Origin of the sequence: Citreicoccus inhibens (genome assembly GCF_019039035.1) — a bacterium.
Taxonomy (GTDB): domain Bacteria; phylum Myxococcota; class Myxococcia; order Myxococcales; family Myxococcaceae; genus Citreicoccus; species Citreicoccus inhibens.
The window spans coordinates 81,762-101,983 of sequence record NZ_JAHNZT010000031.1 but is presented as its reverse complement, the minus strand read 5'-3'; the positions used below and the strand labels follow the sequence as shown (position 1 = coordinate 101,983).

Here is a 20,222-nt window from a genome sequence, read left to right as displayed (position 1 = left end):
CTCATGGCCCGGGTGCATGCCTACCTCGCCGCTCGCTCCGCCCAGTGCTTCGCCAGTCCATTCCTGCGCCGCACCGACCTCAGGCGCACCGCCTGAGGCCGGACGAGAATTACGATCCTTGGTTTAGCTCATGGCCCCCGCGCGGCGAGCAACCGCTCGACCTCGGCGGGCGGACACGCGCGACCGCTGCCGAGACGGCGCGATTGATGGCGTCCTTCTTCGAGATGGGGCCTACGGCCCTGCGCTTGGACTATGCAGCGAACCTGCTTGACCTCCAGGAAACGGCGCATGAGCTGGGCGATGACGAGTGGAGCCGCATTGAGGCCGTCCTGAGTCCCAGGACCGGCCCGCGCTCGAAGCGAGGGAATCGCGACTTCATCTCGCGCGGCTGGTTCCGACCTGGGGGGTGTGCGAGACTGATCGTCCCCCTCTGGATGATGCGTCTGATGAACAAACTCTCTGTAGCCATTGCTGGAATGATGTTGGTGCTGGCCGCTTGCAAGACGACTGGCTCCGTGGCTGACCGCGATATTCCCGCGGCAATGAACCAAGCCGCGACGATCCTGCTTCAGTCAAGACTGCTGCACGCAACCTCGATCGCGGTGGTCTATCGCGGCGAGGAGTTCATCCTGCATCGGGGCGAGCTGGAGACCGGCAAGTCCAATCCGCCCGATGATACGACCCTCTATGAGATCGGGTCGGTCAGCAAGACCTTCGCCGGTCTGCTGTTGGCGAACGCCGTCCGCGAAGGCAAGGCGACCCTCGACGACCCGATACAAAAGTATCTGCCGTCCGCCTATCCGAACCTGCAGTCAGACGGCGAGCCCATCCGGCTGCGCCATCTGGTCACCCACACCAGCGGCATGCCGGGGATGTTGCCACTGCAAGTGAATGAGGTGTTGAGGGACTTCACGGCGCATGACACTCCGGCAAAGCTCAATGCCGCCTACGCGGACTACGGGCAGCCGCGATTCTGGGAGGACCTGCACACCGTCAGCATCAAGGGCCCGCTCGGCAAGGACTATGCTTACTCGAGCGCCGGCACCGAGTTGGTCGCGCACGCCCTCGAGAAGATCCACGGGGCCCCCTACGAATCGTTGCTCGCGGAGTTCCTGGCGAGGGAAGCCGGTATGCACGATACGTGGCTGCACCTTCGTGCCCAGGACACCAGCCGCCTGGCGCCTGGCTACCACAGCGACAACCCGGTCGGCACCACGCCGATGCCACTGTTGCCCTGGGGTGCTGCAGGAGCCGTAAAGACGACAATGCCGGAGATAGTCAAGTACTTGCGCTTGCAGTTGAGTAACCATCCCACGGTGACAGAGTCACACAAGCCGCTGGTGCGCTTCGCGGAAGACTTCAGCATTGGCTATTTCTGGAACATCGGCCAGAGCAGCCAGTTGGGCACCCACTACGTGCATCACGGCGGCGTACCTCGCGCGCAATGCTATCTCTACATCGTGCCGAAGTATCAGCTGGGGGTGTTCATCATCACCAACCAGAGCGGCGATGCGACGGCCAACGCAATGGAAGACGCGCTGGCGCCCCTCTTCGACCGGGTTGAATCCATGCAGGGTCGCTAGCTCAGCGACGGGCGGACTCCCCGATGCGCCAAGGAGTTCGCTCGGACCTCACCGCTGCACCTGACTCGGAATGTCCTCGCCAAGGCTCCCTGGCGGCTGCGTGGACGGCTCGGCAAGGAGACCTCGTCCATCTTCGAGGCTCCTTCTCTCCAAGACGCCAGGAGGCGCCTGGAGGCGCTCCAGTCAGGCCTGGGCCGTCAGGTCCCCGAAGCCATGGAGTGCCTGCGCGAGGGCTTTGCCTCCGCCACCTGCTTCTTCTCCTTCCTCAAGGCCCATTGGAAGCGGCTTCGCAGCACCAACGGACTGGAGCGACTCCACGGCGAAGTGAAGCGCCGCATCTGCTCCGTGCGTGCCTTCCCGGACCGCGCCAGCGCCCTGCGCCTCATCACCGCCGTCGCCCTCGAAGTCACCGGCATCTGGGACGACCGCCGATACCTCGACATGTCCTTGCTCAACTCAACCCCAGACTCTGCCGCTACTTGACGCCGCCAATGAGCCTTCCTCCCCCCCTTCCAACCAACTACACACGATTCGGGACTTGACCCTGAAGCGCCCTCGCCCCTGTCTGCCCCAGGAGGAGTTCCCTTCCTCACGCAGAGACGAGGTCGCGTGCATGTCTCGTCCGCCCCTGGGACGCGCCCAGACTGCCCCCATTGCCGCCCAGGGCTGTCTCCGAAGCTCCGCGACCGACAAGCTCCAGGGCATACACTGCACAGCGAAAAGCGCGGTCACGGTACGCATTCTCTTGGGGCCCTCCTGCTCCGGGCTCCACCACCTTCATTCGCCTGCTTGCCAAGAATGCGAGAATTTCCCGCGAACCATGCTCGCGCAGCGCCGGGTGCTGGTGTCGAGCCTTGGTTCGAACGGGGAGATGGGGTAGTCAGTCACCCAGATCCCCATGAAAAACCCGATCATGGCAACACGAGAGCTCGTTCGAGGTGCAGCACGGTTTCATGACCTCGCCTATGTCATCAGCAAGAGCAAGACGCTGATCAAAGACGAGATTCCACATACCAGTGTAGTGGCCATCGACGGAGGGGATTGGGCTGACGCTGTGGACACGACCTGGAACTCGACGGCCATCGCGGTAGCCCGGCGGCCAACGGAGAAGATGGTTGTCATTGGGGAGGACGGCGAGGTCGTCACCTATGCCAGCGGCGAGAGCAAGAAGGAAACGCTGAAGCCCGCGCCCGTGATGATTCGCAATGCGCGCGAGATCGCGGGCTGGGTCTATGCCTGTGGGATGAAGCGGCAGGTCTACAAGCGCGTCGGCGATGCGAAGTGGGTGGCGATGCATGCGCCACTCGCGGCGGCTACGGAGGCGGCCGGCTTCGAGGCCATCGATGGCTCCTCTGAAAATGACCTCTACGCTGCGGGCTGGGGCGGAGAAGTGTGGCGCTACGACGGGAAGAGCTGGTCGCCTTGCGAGAGCCCCACGCGCGTCATCCTCAGTGCCGTCTGCTGCGCGCCGGACGGCACCGTCTATGTGGCGGGGCGGCAGGGCGTGTTGCTCAAGGGGCGTGGAACCTCCTTCGCCGCGGTTCCCTGGGCGGAAGAAGTGACGAGTGACTTGTGGGATCTGTGCTGGTTCCGCGACAAGCTCTACGTCGCCACCCTGTCCGCGCTGTATACGCTCGATGGCAACAGGCTCGTCAAGGTGGACTTCGGCGCGGCGGGAACGCCCTCGTGCTATGGGCTGGCCACGGCGGAGGACATCCTGTGGTCCATTGGCCGCGACGACTTGGCCTCGTTCGACGGCGCCGAGTGGAAGAACTACGAGTGACGCGGTCCCTCGGGCCCAACCGCTCCCAGGTCCCATCCCGGCACCAGCGCACACAGCGATCATGGGCGGGCTGCCGTGAGACCTGAACGGCGGCCCCTGGTGACAACCCCACGGGAAGTCAGCGCGACCAGGAGTCGCCCCAGCCCGCCTACTTCGAAGGGCCTCCCCCTGACGAGAGTGGCGCCTGGGGTCTCGTCGGGGTCGCATCCAGCACCTGGATCCGGCCCTCGGCGGCGGCGATTTCTCTCTCCATGCGCTTGAGTTGGCGCAGGTAGTTCTTCTCCGTGACATGCCTGCTCGCCAGAGCCACGGGATCCGGCTCCCGCGCGACCTGGGACCGGGTGGATGCCAACGCGGGCCTCGGCACTCGTGTGGAGCGCGCGACAGAATGGGTCACACACGCTGCAGCGATCCCTTCGCTTGTTTTGTGGCGGCGGCGTCCTGCGCATCGGAGGCCACGGCTTCGATCCGCGCCAGGAATGAGCCTGCCCGGGTTGAGTAGACAGGCGGGTTCAGCAGCCGGCAGCACCTGTGAGGCAGCCTTCTCGTACTCGCACGTCGGGAAGTCCCGCTCATGCACCAGCTCTGTGGCTACAGAACCCGGCAAGCTCACCAAGAAGCAGCGATACCCACTCCATCCGGAGCGGTGCCTTTCTCGAAATCAGCGGCCCGAAGCCTCCAGGCAGGCCACAGAGCGCGATTCGAGTTTGAGAGCAAGCTTCGGAGTGAACAGGGCGCAGGCCACCGCTAGGTTCTGTCCCATGGCAGGAAACGAGCGAGCGTCGACGGAGAGAACGACGCGGCCCCTCTCTACCGCTCCCACGGGGTCCTGGCTCGTCACGGCTTCGGAGGAGCCACGATGATGACGCTCCCACTATTCGACGAGAGCACCGCGGCACGCACCGTCGTGCCCCTGGGGGAACAGGCGTTCGTGCTCCGCGGATTCGCGCTCGATGACGCACGGGCGCTCCTCGACGCGATCACACGGGTCGAGCAACGGTCGCCGTTTCGGCACATGCAGACGCCCGGCGGCTTTACGATGTCGGTCGCGCTCACGAACTGCGGACGATTTGGATGGACCACGGACCGTCACGGCTACCAGTACACCGAGCTCGACCCCCTGACAGGCGCGGCCTGGCCAGCGATGCCGGAGGTCCTATGGCGGCTCGCGCGCTCGGCGGCTGCGGAGACGGGGTTCCCGGACTTTACGCCTGACGCGTGCCTGGTGAATCGCTATGCGCCCGGCTCGCGGCTCACGCTGCATCAAGACAAGAACGAACGCGCGTTTGATGCGCCGATCATCTCGGTCTCACTCGGCATCCCCGCGACGTTCTTGTTCGGCGGACACAAGCGGACTGACCCTGCGGCGCGCATTCCCCTGCGCCACGGTGATGTCGCCGTGTGGGGTGGAGTAGACCGCCTCCGCTTCCACGGTGTCCAGCCGTTGGATGAGGCGGTCCATCCAGTGGTCGGCGCTCATCGCTTCAACCTCACCCTCCGTCGAACTGGCTAAGCCGGCCCCGCCGAACGCGCCGACGAGTTCGACCGCAAGGACCGGAGTGCGGCATCGGCCGCCTCTACGCAAGTTGTTCTCGGAGGCGCGAGAGGCGACTCCAGCGAAGGAGAACGTCATGACCCCACTGTCTTTGAGCCAGCTCACGTCGCCGCTCGGCGACCTGCTGCTCGCCACCGACGAGCACCACGTCCTGCATGCGCTCGGGTTCGCCGACCAGCGCTGGCGCCTGCGCCGCGCTCTGCGCGAGCGATACGGCGACAGCGCACTTCAAGAGGTCTCCGGGCCCGCATCGCTCACCCGCGCGCTCGAACGGTACTTCGCGGGTGAGTTGACGGCGCTGGAGTCGCTCCCGACGGCGACGGCGGGGACCCCCTTGCAGGAGCGCATCTGGGACGCCCTGCGGCGCATCCCGCCCGGGACGACCACCAGCTACGGCAAGCTCGCGAAGGCGCTCGGCTTTCAAGATCCGCGCGCGGCCATCGATGTCGGAGCGGCGATTGGCGCCAATCCCATCGCGCTCGTCGTTCCGTGTCATCGCGTGATTGCGAGCAACGGTGACCTCAAGGGCTTCGCCTGGGGGCTTCCGCGCAAGCAATGGCTCCTCGAGCATGAGCGAACCCTCCCGACGAAACGCGTCGCGCCTCGAACCGAGATGTTCCCTGGGTTCTGACTCGAACTCGCCGATGACCACGATGAATGCAGACCTCTCTCCAGAGACGTTGCGCCATGCCACTCAGTTCCTCTCCTGCGTGGACGAGGACTGGTCCCGCCATGTCGCGACGGTCGGGCCCTGTCGATTTGAAGCAAAGCCGACTCGCGAACCCTATGAGGCACTCGTCCGGGCCATCGCGTACCAACAGCTCCACAGGAAGGCAGGGGACGCCATCCTCGGCCGATGGCTCGCGCTCTATTCCGGCGCGACGTTCCCTTCGGCGGAGCAGATCCTCGCGACGAGGGACGAGGAGCATCGCGCCTGCGGCTTCTCCGCGGCCAAGCTCGCGACCATCCGCGGGATTGCCCAGGCGACTCTCGATGAGACCGTGCCTGCCCTGGCAGAAGCGCGGAGCATGAGCGACGAGGCACTGATCGAGCGCCTCACGCCGCTGCGCGGGGTCGGGCGATGGACCGTCGAGATGCTCCTCATCTACAGCCTGGAGCGCTCCGATATCCTGCCGATCAACGATCTGGGGGTTCGTGAGGGATATCGACGCCTCAAGCGGCTCGACGAGACCCCGACGCCGCGCCGCATGCGCGAGTTCGGTGCCGCTTGGAGCCCCTACCGCACCGTGGCTGCCTGGTACCTCTGGCGCTTGCCTGCTTCAGGAGTGGGGGCGTGACCGTCCAATGGCACGCAGAAGGATGGAGGGCTCGAATTCAATCGCAACAAGCGAAGTGCTCGCAGCTACACCTTGGAGAATGACGGCGCCGACCTCGAACAAGCTGGTCGTGACCGCTGAGTCTCCAAGGGGGCCGTTCTGTTCGCCGTGATGATGGGTGTCTATTTCCGCCCGAGTTCGTCCGGCCTCCCCTCGTCGCAGGAGCGTTGAGTTTCTCGACTCAAGGCAGGCGCCCGAGGCCGGGGCCTCGTCGTGTGAAGGAGCGGTGCATGTGGACATTGATTGGCAGGGACGGAAAGCCGCATCTGAGCGCTGAGCCCGGGACGATTGGTGGCCATCGAGGAGGCCGACTGTACGGTCGTCTCGACTGTCGCACTGCGCTGCAAGCCCTCGCGCGCGGAGGCTACGTGAAGAGCCGGGTCTTCTTCCGGGACGAGCCGACCGCGATCGCCGCGGGTTATCGGCCCTGTGCGGTCTGCATGCCTTTGGAGTACGCGAAGTGGAAAACGGCAATTGCTCGATAGGAAATCAGAATGACGACATTATTGGTGACGCATCCTGCCTATGCCCGCCACGAGCCGCCCGCGAGGCATCCCGAACGAGTCGACCGGATTCTGGCAGTGGAGAATGCACTGGCCGATCCGCTCTTCGCCCCCCTGATGCGGATTCAGGCGCCGGAGGCTTCGATCAAAATGATCACGGAGTGCCATCCGCTCGCCTATGCCGAGACCCTGCGTCGCTTGAGCCCGCGCGACGGCGAGAAACCGGTGCAGATCGACGGCGACACCTCGATGTCGTCAGGAAGTTTCGAGGCAGCACTGCGGGGAGTCGGTGGCGCGGCGCTGGCGGTCGACTACGTCATGACGGGGAAGACTCGCAACGCATTCAGCGCCTCGCGGCCGCCTGGGCATCACGCCGAACCGAAACGGGCGATGGGCTTTTGCTTGTTCAACAATGTTGCCATTGCGGCCCGGCATGCACAGAGGGCACATGGTGCCGAGCGGGTGGCGATTCTCGACTTCGACGTGCACCACGGTAACGGCACCCAGGCGATCTTCTGGAACGACCCCACGGTGCTCTATGCCTCGACCCACCAGATGCCGCTCTATCCCGGCACCGGGGCTGTCAGCGAAACCGGTGAGGCCGGCACGATTGTCAATGCACCACTCCGGCCTGGGCAGGGAGGCCGCGAGTTCCGCGAGGCAATGCAGAGCGTGATCCTGCCGCGCATGTTGAATTTCGCCCCGGACCTGATCCTGATTTCGGCTGGGTTCGATGCCCATGAGCGGGATCCGCTCGGCAGCCTCCATTTCGTCGAGGATGATTACGCCTGGGCAACTTCCAGACTGCTTGAACTGGCGGACAAGACGGCGGGGGGACGCATCGTCTCCGTGCTCGAGGGCGGCTACGATCTCACGGCGCTCGCGCGCTCCGCCGCCGTGCATGTCGCCACATTGATGCAGGCCTGAACCCGCACTCCTGATTCGCGAACGACCTCGGGCGGTGCGCCATAGGTCACCTCAGCCGTGACCAGCGCTCCAGTCGTGCGAGTTTGAAAGCAGGAATCGGAGTTTAGATGGCGCGCGCCTCGGCTACTCCTCCATCCAGCTCATCGAACGATTCGATGACAGCTCAGCGTCAATGAAAGGACAGTCACATATGGGCAAGGAACAGGACAACAAGGCCGTCGTCGGTCGCTGGTTCACCGAGTTCTGGGGCAAGAATGTCAATCTCAAGGTCGTGGATGAGATTGCCGCACCCGAGATGTTGCTCCAGTACTCGCTTCACGAGCCTCGTCGCGGACGTGCGGACATCAAGGCGTTCATGACCGACTTCCGCGCGGCCTTCCCCGACCTCAACTTCTGGGGCACCGCCGAGCTGATTGCCGAAGGCGACTACGTCGTCGGTCGGTGGGAGGGGGGCGGCACGCACACGGGGCCGGCCTTCAATGACTTCCTCACGGGGAGTCTTCCCGCCGCGACTGGCCGCAAGATGCAGTTCACCGGCACGACCGTGCTGAAGGTGGTCAACGGGAAGATCGTCGAGGAGGTCGGGCTCGATGATGGCCTCACGGCGATGATGCAGCTCGGGCTCATCAAGAAGGCCATCTGATTGGAACCGCACGCCGACGGTCGACCTGGCCATCGGCTGCAATGAAGGTGAGGCCCGCACGCCCCCGTGCGGGCCTCATCTGTTTCTCAACACGCAGAGGCGGCGAGGCCCGAAGTGACGAAGGCGACCCTCGCGTTCGAGGTTTCTCGACCGCTCAGGTTGGAAACAAGAATTGGAGTGCCGCGGGTGCCACTCGGAGCAGTGGTGAGCGGGGCCATTCGAGGAAGTACATGACCATGAGCAAACAAGAGTTCGCGCCGAACCGGTGCGCGAAGCCCATGTCAATCGAGGACGACCCTCGATGGGCACGCGTCGTCGTCCGCGACAAAACAGCGGACGGCCACTTCTGGTACTCGGTGCTGACCACGGGAGTCTACTGTCGCCCATCCTGTCCGTCGCGCACCGCCCATCCCAAGAACGTCACACTCCACGACACGATCGAGAGCGCGCGAGCGACCGGGTTCCGACCTTGCAAGCGATGCAATCCGGATGGCCCCTCGCTGGAGAGCGAGAACGCGGCGCTCGTCGCCAAGGCTTGCCGGCTCATCGATGAGAGCGAGGAGGAGCCATCGTTGGAGTCGCTCGCCGGAGCTGTGGGGCGAAGCTCCGGCTACTTCCATCGCGTATTCAAGGCAGCGACGGGACTGACACCCAAGGAATACGCCGAAGCGGCTCGAGCGGAGAAGGTCCGCGAAAGTCTTGAGTTGGGAAACAGCGTCACCGAGGCCATCTACGACGCTGGGTTCAACTCCAGCGGCCGGTTCTACGAAAAGTCGACAGGGATACTGGGCATGACGCCGAAGCAATACCGCGCCGGGGGCGCGAATGAAGAGCTGAAGTTCGCGGTTGGGCAGACAACGCTGGGTGCGATCCTCGTCGCGTCGAGCACGAAGGGCGTCGCATCGATCTTGCTGGGCGACGACCCCGACGTACTGGTGCGAAGCCTTCAGGACCGGTTCCCCAAGGCGCGACTCATCGGGGCGGATCGCGACTATGAGACCCTGATCTCTCGCGTAGTCGGCTTCGTCGAGAACCCCTCTATCGGCCTTGACCTCCCGCTCGACGTCCGAGGCACGGCGTTCCAGCGCCGCGTCTGGCGAGCGCTGCAGGCGATTCCCGCGGGAGAGACGGCAACCTACGCCGACGTCGCGCGACGCATCGGTACCCCTGAATCCGTTCGAGCGGTCGCCGGCGCCTGCGCCGCAAACAACCTCGCGGTCGCCATCCCCTGTCACCGCGTCATTCGCCACAACGGTGAGCTCTCCGGCTACGCGTGGGGGGTTGGTCGGAAGCGCGCGCTCCTCGACCGGGAGGCGCCAGAGTCGTCGAAGTCCTCCTGAGACCATCGCGCGGAAGCGTTGGCTGCGTATCGAGTGACCACGCTCCGCGAGTGCTCGCGACCAGGGTGAACACCATGAAGGTCAAAAGCTCCTGTCAGACAGGCCGCGAGGCCCAGCATCCAGCACCTGCCACGACACTCGTGTGCGACGGCGAAGTCGAAGCGCCGCGAAGACAAGGCTTCGACGGTGTGAGGGCCATGGTCGCGATGCTCACCGCGCGCGCAATGGGGGATCCAGACAAGGCGGCGGTCATCGCCTGTATCGGTCAGCTCGTGCTTGATGGCGCGGCCGTCTGGGACCTGCTCGAAGACGGTGACGTCGAGGTGCACCTTGCCTCTGGTGAGGTGTATTTGCTCCAGGAGCGGGCGGCCCTCCGTATCGCATGAAGTGAACCTGTCCACCGAATCGGGCCACCCCACACGGGGAATCCTGCACCTATGGATGAGGGCTCTCGGTGGTCACCTTCCACAACTGCCCCGAGTCATTGCAAGTGGTCTTGCCGAGGATGGGGAGGTTGTTGGCCCCACTGTCATTGACGATGTCCAGTGACAGCGTGTCGCCCTGTGCCTGGGTCGTCAGCCGGAAGATGCCGTTGGGCTCCGGATTCAACTTCCATCGCTGCTCCGGAACAGGCGCCGAGGCCATGAGGAGGAGACGATTGCCGTCGGTGCTGGCCAGGGACAGGCTGGCCCCACGCCATTCGGTCGTCAGGCGATAGAAGCCGTTGGCCTCCGGCGTCAGCTTCCACATCTGCCCCGAGTAGTTGCCCGTCTTGGCGAGGATGGGCACGTTGTTGGCCTTACCATCGTTGAGAATGTCCAGCGACATGCCCTCGCCCTGCCACAGCGTCGTCAGCCGATAGGAACAGCGGGCATCGAAGGTGGCGGACGCTGGCGGCGGTGTCGCTGTCGTGAGCGGGACGGATGTCGTGGACGGGGTCAGCTGCCATACCTGCTGGAGCAGCGCGAGCATGCCCGGGTCGTGCCTGGCCAGATCGTCCCGCGTGAAGGGATAGAAGTCGTTGCGGCCGAAGAGCGCCTCCGAGGTCTCCGCGAAGAACTCCCAATCGTCGGTCATGGCGTAGGCACGCTCGAAGGTGTTGGGCTGGTCGGGCCCATGCCAGCGCTCCACACAATCGTAGCTCTTGTTTGCCATCGCGCGCGCATAGGCAGCCGTGATGCCCGCGTGCTCGCCGAGCACCTTGTCGTGATAGGCATGGCTGAGTTCGTGGAGCACGAAGATGGGCATCCGCTTGGTTTCCTGCTCGAAGATCAAGACGTTCGAGAACTCGATGCCCTTCAGCATCGCCGGATTGCGACCACTCCGGAGCAGCCAGGGTTCGGCCGCATGGTACTGCCCCACCTGCGGTGCGTTGGGATACGGCGGCGAAAGCCACAGCGTCACCTTGCGGAGCTGAGCCACAGGACCTGCAGGAACAATTCGGACGACCTCCTTGAGCTGCGCCGCCAGGAGCACCAAGGCTTTGTCCGTCCTGGACTTGTTCGCCGCTGCCAGCAGGCGGTCATCAATGCGAACTGTCCATCCCTCGATGATCTGGGTCTGGTAGGTGGGAACAGGACCGGCCGCGGAGGCGACACAAGCGGACACCAGGGCCGCCAGCAAAAGCCATCTGGGAGAGTGCATGGACTCATCATACGCCCCGCGTGTCTAGAGAAGCTGCGCGGCGACCTCCGCCGCCTCGTCACCGGTGACACCGCTGAGGAGGAGCATGGCCATGAAGCGGCTGCTCGTGGACGGAGGAGGGCCGAGTTATCATCCGCGCCGCGCGCCTGGCCCGAGCGAGGGCGCCGCGCGGAGGCGGGATGTCGTTTCAGGAGAAGCTGAAGCTGGAGCTGACGCTGACCCTCGGGGAGAGGGCCTTCACCATTCCCGGCGGACAGGTGGAGCACTTCTCCCTTCGCCTCTCGCCCTACGGCTTCACGGGCACGGTGCGCTTCTGGACCGCCCTGGAGAAGGCCGACGCCCCCCTCTTCCTCGCATTCAGCAAGCCAGACCTGCTCCGCGTTCGCTTCTCCGTCGCCGGGGTGTATGACCCGCCCCCCACGCCGCTCGTCGTCCAGGGGATTGCTCGGGCCCGCGGGCTCACCGGCGTGGAGCACGGCACCGCACAAGGCGAGGCCCGCGCCTTCCGTCGCTACGACATCGAGTTCGCCGACAGCGCGCAGGTGTTATGGCGCCAGCACCGACCCATCGAGCTGCACACCGACAAGAAGGTCTCCGAGTTGCTCGACCTCCACAAGGTCGGAGGCATGACGCTGGACCTCGACTGGGATCTGCTCGAAGCGAAGCAGGCGCTCATCTGCCTGGGGATTGGCGAGGACGACCCGGCCGCGAACTTCTACGACTTCGCCATCTGGTTCGTGGACACGCGCGGCGGCGTCCTCGCCTACGACTGCGCCAAGGATCGCTACGCGTTCCTCGAGAAGAAGGCGGCCACGGGCAAGGCCACGCTCGTCAGCCGCCGCCACGTCGAGCATGCGCAGGTGGAGCTGCCTCCAGTCATCCGCCATGCGACCCGCGTCCTCAATGGCTTCTCGACGCGCCCCACCACGGTGACGCTCGAACAAGCCCAGACCGAACCTGGCATCCAGCACGACATGCTGGTGCGCACCCCCATTGCCGCGGAGACCGAGCAGCGACAGTCCCTGGAGAAGGGCCGCCTGCGCTTGCGACAGCGACAGGTGCGCGTGTCATTCAAGGACTTCCCTCCCCTGCCCCTGCAACCCGGCGTGCTGCTCCGCCTGGAGGGAGGACTCTGGAGTCCCGACCTCGTCGGTGAGGGCGAGGACCTTCGCGTGCGCGAGCTGCGACTCGAAGGGCGGCGCATCGAGAAGGGCCAGCATGAGGGCCAGCAGGAGCTGCTCGAGGGTTACGACGTCACGCTCTCCACCCTGCTGGAGCAGAAGGCGGACCCAACCCCGAGCCTCCCCGCGTACCGCCCGCCCCGCTATCCCATCTATGTCGAGGGGAAGATTCACAGCCCGGGCGGAGAAGCCACGGATCGCATCTATCTCCAGGTGGATGATCCCAAGACCTCCGTCACGAACTACCGCATCACCATTCCGCTGTGGAACAAGACCGTGAGCGTCCCGGCCGAGCCCGGCGCATTCTCGGGTCACTTCTACTTCCCGCCCTACAAGAACGAGCGCGCGCTCGTCGCCCTGCACTTCGAGCACGCCGAGTTGCACCGCTTCCTCGACTGGGCCGAGGGTTCCCGCGTGCCGCAGGACAGCCAGGGAGACCAACTCCTCCTCGGCAAGCGCGGCACCAACCAGACCGCCATCACCCACGACTACCAGGATGGCAACCCCGTCTGGAACATGGGCCGGGTGAACGCCAACGACACGGAGATCATCCGCATCTCCGAGGGGCGTCTGCTCATCCAGACGAAGGAAGAGCCGGGAGGTGCCCCCACCACGCCCACGTATGACGTCACCCCGCAGGTGGAGACAGCGAAGGGAGACCTGAGCGCGGGAGTGAGTGGCGCGGTCGGAGATGCCACGGCCGCATACCGTGGCGCCTCTTCCGCGGTGAACGCCAAGCTGAACGCGGCCACATCGGAGACCTCCGCCGTCCTCGCCACCGCCGAATCCGAGGTGAAGGCCAAGGCCGCCGAATCCAAGGCGCAGCTCGAGGGCGCACTCCAGCAGGTGTCCAGTCAGACGGGGGCGCTGGCCGGCGCCGCCGCCGACGCGAAGGCCGCGCTCGCGGGGCTGCGATGAGTGCGCTCCTCCGTCGAAGCAGGAGAACCGCATGAATGACCTGCGTGCCGCGGTCGCGAAACTCAGGGCGGATGTCGAGGCCTTCGGCTCGGGGCTCACCCCGCGCTTCACGGCGTCTCGGGGCGAGGTGGAAGCCCTCGCGGGCGGCGTCGCGGCGCTCATCGCCGCGCTCAAGCCCGAGGTGGACGCGAAGCTCGCCGCGCTCACCGCGAAGGTCGACGCCGCGGACCTCACGCTGGCCGACCCCTCCTCGCGATTCTCCCAGTTCGCGGGACAGCTGGATTCCCATGACCAGGCGCTGAAAGCGGCGGGTGCGCGCGCCCGGGCGCCTCTCGACGCGCTCCAGGCCGAAGCGACCTCGCGCGGTCAGGCCTTGGAGCAGTCGGCCCGGACGTCCAGCCAGGGCCCACAGGCGCAGCTCGCCGCACTCCAGCAGCAGGTGGCGCAGCGCTGCACGGCCTATGACGCGGAGCTGGAGTCACGGCTGAAAGCGAAGGGCGGCCCGTCATCAGAGGTCGCCGCGCGCCGGGCCCGAGGCAAGGCCCTCATCGAGCAGACACGCACCCAGCTCGACGGCGAGCTGAAGCAGGCGGGGACGCAGGTGGACTCCGCGGTCGCGGCGGTCCTCGCGCGCATCGGCGGGACTCGCGACGCGGCGAAGACCCAGGCAACCCAGCTCACCTCCACGCTCGACACCACGGTGGCCGAGCCCACGGGCGTCCTGGAGGCGCTGCGCAAGGAAGTCCTCGCCGCGGGCAAGTCCATCCAGGCCACGCATCAGCAAACGTCCAAGCAGCTCGACACCCAACGCAAGTCGCTGCGCGAGCAAGTGGCCAGCGCATCACGGGCCGCCAGCGGGCTCATCACGCCCTTGGACACCACGGTGGGCGGCGCGCTCGCCACGGCGAAGAAGCAGGCGCAGGGCGCGCTGGACACGCTCCATCAGACGCTGGGCGGACAGGTCGGCACCGTGCGCGCCCAGCTCGAAGCGGTGGAGAAGCTCATCGAGCAGGCGCAGGTGCGCATCGAAGCGGTCATCACGCAGGTGGGGACACTCATCGACGGGCTGGTGAAGGGCACGCTCGACGCGGTCGCCACGGTGCGCGCGCCGCTCCAGCAAGCCATTGATGCCGCGTCCGCGACACTCGACTCGCTGACGGCGCAGATCTCCGCGCTCAAGGAGCAGGTGCTCGCGCTCTTCGAGGTGCTGCCGCAGCAGTTGGAGAAGCTCCAGGCCCTCTTCCAGCAGATCACCGGCTCGCTGGAGGCGCTGCTCGCGCGCGCCATCTCGCTGTTGGAAGCCGTCCCCGCTGAGAACCTGCCCAAGCCCCTGGTGACTCCGGCCGTGACGTCCATCGGGCAGGTGGTGAAGCAGATCACCACCCAGCTCGGCACGGTGACCTCGCAGATGGGTCAGCAGATGCAGTCCGTGCAAACGCAGCTCATCACCCAGGTAGACACGGTCCAGACGCAGGCCCAGCAACAAGTCACCGCCGCGCAGCAGCAGGTGGTGGCGCAGATGGGCACGCTCACCCAGTCCGTCATCCAGACGCTCCAGCAGGCCTCCACCCAGATTGCGCAGGTGGTCGCGACCGGCGTCACCCAGATTGGCGCGGCGAAGGACCAGGGCGTGCAACAGATTCAGACCCTCAAGCAGCAAGTGGCCGCGCGGGTGGAGCCGCTGAAGACCCAGGTGCAGCAGCGGCTGTCCGCGCTGGATGCGCAGGTGTCCTCGGGCCTTCAGGCCGCGGTGACGCCCATGAAGGCGGCGCGGACCTCGGCCGACGGCCAGGTGTCCGCGACGCGCGCCCAGCTCTCCACCGGCGTGGCCTCCACCCAGACCGCCATTACGCAGGGGCTGAACGCGCTGACCCAAGCGCGCACCCGCGCGGAGGCGGCGATGACAGCGCCCATCGAGCAGTCCCTGGCCGCGTTTCAGCAGCGCGCGGACGCGATCCGGGACGGCGCTGTCGCGCAGGTGAACGCCGTGTCGAGCCGAGCCACCGCATCCAAGCCGCAGCTCTTCTCGCCCTTCGACGCCATCGCGGCGCAACTGCAATCCGGCACGCTGCTCGCCCAGCCCGTGAACGCCGCCCAGGCGAGCGCGACCGCGGCGCTGAACGCGCTCGGCACGCAGCTCGCGGCCCTGGTGCGCTGAAGGGGGTCGGCTACTTCGGCGCTGCGAGCTTGGGCGCGGCCGGAGGCGCGGGGGCCGCCGGTGCGGCGGGCGCCGCGGGGAGGGCCGGCGCGGCAGGCATGTCCGGGACGGACAACGGCAGCGGGATGTCGGTCCGGATGCGGCTCTCTTGCAGCTCGATGTCGATGGAGTCCGGCACCGGGGTGTCCAGCAGCGCCTGCCACGCACCGTTGGGCGTAGTGAAGAGGAAGCTGACCGCCACGGCCTTCTCGGGCGGCAGCTTCACGCGCACCCGGGTCAAGCGGCTCGGATAGACCACCGCCGTCTGAAGCACCGACTCGTCTGGCGTGATGACCTTGGCGGCCACGTCGCCGTAGCCCTCCGACAGGTACGTCTTGGTGACGACCGAGCGGATGACCATGTAGAGCGGTCGCCCTTGGTTGGTGCCCGGCGGTGCCTTGACGTTGACGGTCAGGTGCGGCGTCGCGCAGCCCGCGCTCCCCAACATCAGCAGGAGCCCCGCCGCGATTCCCAGGTGCTTCATGGCGCCATCCCCCGGAACGGCGCCCAGGGCTCGCCCCGGAGTCCGAAGCTGAGCTCCAGAACCTTCTCGGCCAGCGCGGAGCCACGGCCCGGCAACACCCACACCACGTTCTGCTGCTCCGTGAGGGTGGCGGACTCCAGCAACCGGAAGCAGTTCCATGACGAGTGAGACATCTCCATCGAGCGATACCGCTTCCCGTCACGCACGGGCGTGCGCAGCTCGACGCCAATCGAGGCCGGCTGAGGGCTCACCCAGCTCAAGGGAAAGTCCGCCCAGGTGGGGCGCTGATTGAAGCCAAACGCGGCCGCCCCACCGCACTTCAGGAAGGACATGGTGACGAAGTTGTCCGGCGCCGGCGAGGGCGGCAGCGGCAACGGACGCACCTGCATCGTGATGGGCTTCGCGTTGCCCTCGTCATCCCACAAGAGCCGCGACAGGTGGCCCACCTGGCTGAGCGTGGTCAGCATCCGCGCCGGAAGCTGCAACCGCGCCTTGAGCGGGAAGCGCAGCGTCCAGTCCGAGCCGCGCTCCTCCAAGAGCGGTGACATCACCTGGGTGACGAACTGCCAGAAGGTCCCGTCCTTGCGCCGAAGGATCTCCAGCTCCGCCGGATCCACTTCCTGCTGCGCGTTGGGGTTGAACGGGTAGCGCTTCACCAGCGGCTCCAGCACCCGGCGCCCCTGCCACGCCCACTGCTCGGCGATGACGCGCTCCAGCTCCGCGCGGCCTCGGCTGCGCACCACGAGGAATGGCTGACGGAACGGCTGGCGGAACTCGCCCACCAGGCCGTGCTGATCCAACCAGGCGTCCACCCGGCGCAGGTACGAGTCGTCCTCCTCCAGCAACATCGCCAGCGCGACGCGCCCGGTGGGCGACAGCAGCTCGCTCAACTGCACGCCCGTGGGGCTCGGCGCGGGCGCCGCGGCGTCCTTGGCGGGAGCGGGCCTGGCGGTGGCGGCCTTCACCCCGTTGAGCTCCATCTGGAGCTGCGAGATGAGCGTCGTGTACGCGGCCAGCTCCGCCAGGTTGCCGTTCTTGTCCGGCGTCATGAGCTGGACGATGGGCTTGAACGGCGCCACCGCGTCGCGCATCGCCGCGTAATAGTCCCCCTCCAACGGCCCGATGCTGGCGCGCCCCGACACATCCCGCAGCATGGCCTCCAGGTTCGAGGACGGCTGGAGCAACACGGCGAGGTCCGCGGACAGGGTCGCGCGCGAGGTGTGGAAGCGGTAGCCGCGATAGCTCGCGAACAAGTCCTGCCCGTAGCGACGGGCGAAGTCCTCCACCTTCCCGCGCACGAAGCTGGCGCGCTCCACCGCCTCCTCACGCGACAGCTTGGACTTGGCGAGCCGCTCGGTGAACTCATCCACCAAGGGGCTGATCTGCGCTTCGAAGTCGGAGCGGCCGAGCACGCGCCCCACCACCGGCGCCTGCCCGCTGGCGAACTCCACGTCGTCGTCACCCTCGCCCTCGCTCGCCACGGCGGACACGGTGCTCCCCGTGCGCGGGGTGGGGCCGCTGGTGTCAAAGGGCGAGCGCCCCGTCTCCTTCAGCTTGCGGATGAGCTTGTCGAGCAGCTGCCGCGACACGTCCATCGGACTGAACTCGAAGTCGCGCTGGAGCACCTCCACGCGGTACAGCGCATCCCCATCGGCGGGAGCGAAGAGGCCATCCGCGCGCGTGAGCAACTGCGCCGGCGTCATCTGCTCCGCGGCGCGCAGGGCCACGTCCGCCTCGTCCTCCATGCGGAGCACGGCCTCCAGCACCGCCTGGTTCGAGCGCATCCAATCCAGCGCGCCCAGCATGCTCTCCACGCCCTTGAGGCGCCGCGGGTCCAGCTTGACCGACGAGGCGTTCAACAGGTCGAGCACGCGCCGCGCGGAGCCGAAGGGGGCGCTCTGCGCGAGCTGCTCCCGCAGCACCACCCGCTCGTCGCGCAGCTCCTTCCAGGCCGCCAGGTCGAAGTCGCGCGCCTCCAAGAGGGTGCGCAGCTGCTGGAAGTGCTCGCGCCACGGCCCAAGCAGCCCCTCGCTGCTCAGCCAGGAGAAAGGCCACGTCGCCCACGGGACGTCTTGATCGAACGGCGTGTCGCTGGCGATGACGTAGTCGGCGATCATCGGGCCGGCCAGCCCCACCGCGTCCACCCAGTTCTTCTCGGTGTTGCCCACGGTGCCGCTGGTCAGGTGCAGCCCGAGCGCCTCGGACGTCCAGCCGAGCTGCCGCTTCTGCGGATCGCGCAAGCCCTCGAGCACGAAGTGCCCCAGGTCATCGTTGCGTGAGGCATACAGCACGCCGAGCGTGTAGAGGACCTCCTCGGGCCGACAGAAGTCCTCGCGGTGGCATGTCTCATCATCACCGGGGGCCGGGCGCGCCGGAGCGAGCGGCTGCGCACGTGTCGCGCGGCCCGTCACCGGCACGGGGTGACAGCCGGGGATGCGCGCGCCACAGCGGCGACACTGCTCCTGGCACCACTCGAGCTGCGGCTTCAGGTACGACAGCCGGATGCTCTGGGCGAGCTGCGCGCGAAGGTCCGCCCACTCGTCGGTGAAGCTGCTCGCCAGCGGAGGCCAGTAGCGCGTCGCGCCCCAGAGGTCCTCCATCGCCTTCATCGCGTCCTGCGTCTGGCCCTCCACCACGGAGCCGGACACGCTCTGGTGCCTGTCCTCCAGCCGCTGCACCGTGGCCTGGAACGTCGCCAGTCGCTGCTGGGCCTGGAGCAGGAGCCGATAGAAGTGCCCGTAGGCCGCCAGCACCGGCAGGCAGCACACCGCGAGGATGAGCGCGCAGCGCCGCAGGTGCATCCACCGATAGCGCGCGAAGAGCTGCTGCGGCTTCTGCTCCATGCGCACGGACAACGCCCCGGGAGCCCGGTCCTCGGCCGCCAGCGAGGAGAGGTGCACGCGCGACAGCTTCAGCGGATACGCCAGCGAGCCACCCTCCACCAGCGTGGCGACGAAGCGCCCCAGCACCGCGAAGCTCTCGCTGCCCCGACTGAAGAACGAGGCGAGCCGCTCGAACGCGTCCGGCGCGAGCGACGTCAGGCCCAGCGCCAGGTACTTCTCCAGGGGCCGGAGGCTGTTGCCGAGCTGCTCCTCCTGGCCCGCGGGCGGAACCTCCAGCTCCAGCGGCACGCCGTTCTGCCGCAGCAGCCTGGCGAAGTCCGAGAAGCCCTCCAGCGAGTCCATGTGCGTCAGGCACAGCCGCGTGTCCACGGGCGCCTGACACACCTCGGCCAGCAGGTTGATCTTCCCGCGCAGCAGCTGCGTGACGCGGCGGACCTCGTCCGGCGACGTGTCCGCGAGCCACCGCACGTCGAGGACCACGACCACGCGGCCCAGGTGCTGGCGACCGAAGCTGGCCTTCCACAGCTTGCGCAGCGCGCGGCGGGCGTTGCGCGAGCCGTCTTCCAGGACCGGAGCGGAGACCTCATGCACCACCAGGTCCGGCCCCAGGTACATCTGGAGCAGCGGGTCCTCGGTGAGGCTGGGCAGGAACTGGTTGGCCTGCCGCTTCCAGTCCACCTCGACGTCGATGAGCCGGGACTTGCCGCTGCCCGCCGGGCCGAGCACCACCACCGTGGGGAAGTCCCGCACGGACGCCCGATAGCGCCACGGCAGCGCCCTCAAGAAGCGCGCGCGCAGGCGCATCAACTGGCCACTCGCCAGCGGGCGCTGACCGCCGCTGGGGGACACGCCGGCGCTCGAGCGCTTGCGCCACCAGAGGAACACGCCCGCGCCCGCGGCCAGCAGGACGCCGAGCCCCGCCAGCACGAGCGCCAGGTGCGGCTTGAGCACCGCCCAGAAACTCTGGAGCGACGCGCCCATCAGCCCGCCCCTCGCGCGGAGTCACGCGTGGCGAGTTGGAGCGCCTCCAGGACATCCTCGGCCTCGTCGAGCGACGCCCCGATTCGAGCGCGCAGCGCCTCCTGCTCCTGGGGCGGCGGCATCGCCTCCCCCTCGGCCGGCTCCAGCGCCGAGATGTCCCGGCGGATGTCCGCGAGCAGCGGCGCGAGGCCCTCGGACAGCGTGCCCAGCTCGGTGGTCAGGCCGCGCGTGAGCGTGTCCAGCACCTCCAAGAGCTTCGGCCGCGGTCCATCGCTCGGAGACGCCCCCCCCATTCTCGACCCG

The 20,222-nt window shown here is 67.0% G+C and carries 15 protein-coding genes and 1 pseudogene; 12 read left to right on the top strand and 4 right to left on the bottom strand.

Features of this window, described 5'->3' with window-relative positions; translation table 11 throughout:
* Positions 1–206 precede the first annotated feature (206 nt).
* The 10 genes and pseudogenes from KRR26_RS28120 to KRR26_RS28075 all read left to right on the top strand — a co-directional run bounded on the left by KRR26_RS28120 (position 207) and on the right by KRR26_RS28075 (position 10,057).
* Entirely contained in the window at positions 207–1,583 is a 1,377-nt protein-coding gene (locus KRR26_RS28120) for a serine hydrolase domain-containing protein (RefSeq protein ID WP_236069268.1), read from the top strand.
* A gap of 54 nt (positions 1,584–1,637) precedes the next feature.
* A pseudogene (locus KRR26_RS28115) lies at positions 1,638–2,066 on the top strand (transposase); the annotation flags it as partial.
* A gap of 415 nt (positions 2,067–2,481) precedes the next feature.
* Positions 2,482–3,366 (top strand): beta propeller repeat protein, encoded by an 885-nt coding sequence (locus KRR26_RS28110; protein ID WP_217081288.1) that lies wholly within the window; start codon positions 2,482–2,484, stop codon positions 3,364–3,366.
* An 859-nt stretch (positions 3,367–4,225) separates the two neighbouring features.
* On the top strand, positions 4,226–4,879 hold the full coding sequence (gene alkB, locus KRR26_RS28105) for a DNA oxidative demethylase AlkB (RefSeq protein WP_236069267.1): 654 nt from the start codon (positions 4,226–4,228) through the stop codon (positions 4,877–4,879).
* 118 nt (positions 4,880–4,997) lie between these two features.
* Positions 4,998–5,552, top strand: a complete 555-nt coding sequence (locus tag KRR26_RS28100; RefSeq protein ID WP_217081287.1) for a methylated-DNA--[protein]-cysteine S-methyltransferase — start codon at positions 4,998–5,000, stop codon at positions 5,550–5,552.
* 13 nt (positions 5,553–5,565) lie between these two features.
* On the top strand, positions 5,566–6,219 hold the full coding sequence (locus tag KRR26_RS28095) for a DNA-3-methyladenine glycosylase family protein (RefSeq protein WP_217081286.1): 654 nt from the start codon (positions 5,566–5,568) through the stop codon (positions 6,217–6,219).
* 533 nt (positions 6,220–6,752) lie between these two features.
* Positions 6,753–7,688 (top strand): histone deacetylase family protein, encoded by a 936-nt coding sequence (locus KRR26_RS28090; protein ID WP_217081285.1) that lies wholly within the window; start codon positions 6,753–6,755, stop codon positions 7,686–7,688.
* Between the two features lie 190 nt (positions 7,689–7,878).
* Entirely contained in the window at positions 7,879–8,331 is a 453-nt protein-coding gene (locus KRR26_RS28085) for an ester cyclase (RefSeq protein ID WP_217081284.1), read from the top strand.
* 236 nt (positions 8,332–8,567) lie between these two features.
* Entirely contained in the window at positions 8,568–9,671 is a 1,104-nt protein-coding gene (ada, locus tag KRR26_RS28080; protein WP_199723923.1) for a bifunctional DNA-binding transcriptional regulator/O6-methylguanine-DNA methyltransferase Ada, read from the top strand.
* Between the two features lie 74 nt (positions 9,672–9,745).
* Positions 9,746–10,057 (top strand): hypothetical protein, encoded by a 312-nt coding sequence (locus KRR26_RS28075; protein WP_217081283.1) that lies wholly within the window; start codon positions 9,746–9,748, stop codon positions 10,055–10,057.
* A 49-nt stretch (positions 10,058–10,106) separates the two neighbouring features.
* Here the strand turns inward: KRR26_RS28075 and KRR26_RS28070 are convergent, their stop codons facing one another.
* Positions 10,107–11,294, bottom strand: coding sequence for an RICIN domain-containing protein (locus KRR26_RS28070; protein WP_217081282.1), 1,188 nt, complete (start codon positions 11,292–11,294; stop codon positions 10,107–10,109).
* Between the two features lie 200 nt (positions 11,295–11,494).
* Between KRR26_RS28070 and KRR26_RS28065 the strand changes: the two genes are divergently transcribed.
* Both KRR26_RS28065 and KRR26_RS28060 read left to right on the top strand, forming a co-directional pair.
* Positions 11,495–13,414: a hypothetical protein gene (locus KRR26_RS28065; protein WP_217081281.1), complete on the top strand. Its 1,920-nt coding sequence runs from the start codon at positions 11,495–11,497 to the stop codon at positions 13,412–13,414.
* A 31-nt stretch (positions 13,415–13,445) separates the two neighbouring features.
* Positions 13,446–15,572 carry a coiled-coil domain-containing protein gene (locus tag KRR26_RS28060; RefSeq protein WP_217081280.1) on the top strand — a complete coding sequence of 709 codons (2,127 nt, stop codon included), beginning with the start codon at positions 13,446–13,448 and terminating at the stop codon, positions 15,570–15,572.
* A gap of 10 nt (positions 15,573–15,582) precedes the next feature.
* On the opposite strand, the gene KRR26_RS28055 is transcribed toward KRR26_RS28060, so the two are convergent.
* Genes KRR26_RS28055 through KRR26_RS28045 form a run of 3 tightly spaced genes read right to left on the bottom strand, consistent with a single transcriptional unit; the run spans position 15,583 to position 20,212 of the window.
* Positions 15,583–16,095: a hypothetical protein gene (locus tag KRR26_RS28055; protein WP_120209798.1), complete on the bottom strand. Its 513-nt coding sequence runs from the start codon at positions 16,093–16,095 to the stop codon at positions 15,583–15,585.
* A complete protein-coding gene (locus tag KRR26_RS28050) occupies positions 16,092–19,919 on the bottom strand; it encodes a type VI secretion IcmF C-terminal domain-containing protein (protein ID WP_217081279.1) in 3,828 nt (1,275 codons plus the stop codon). The genes KRR26_RS28055 and KRR26_RS28050 overlap by 4 nt, the downstream gene beginning before the upstream one ends.
* Positions 19,919–20,212, bottom strand: coding sequence for a hypothetical protein (locus KRR26_RS28045; RefSeq protein WP_120209800.1), 294 nt, complete (start codon positions 20,210–20,212; stop codon positions 19,919–19,921). The genes KRR26_RS28050 and KRR26_RS28045 overlap by 1 nt, the downstream gene beginning before the upstream one ends.
* Positions 20,213–20,222: the final 10 nt, after the last annotated feature.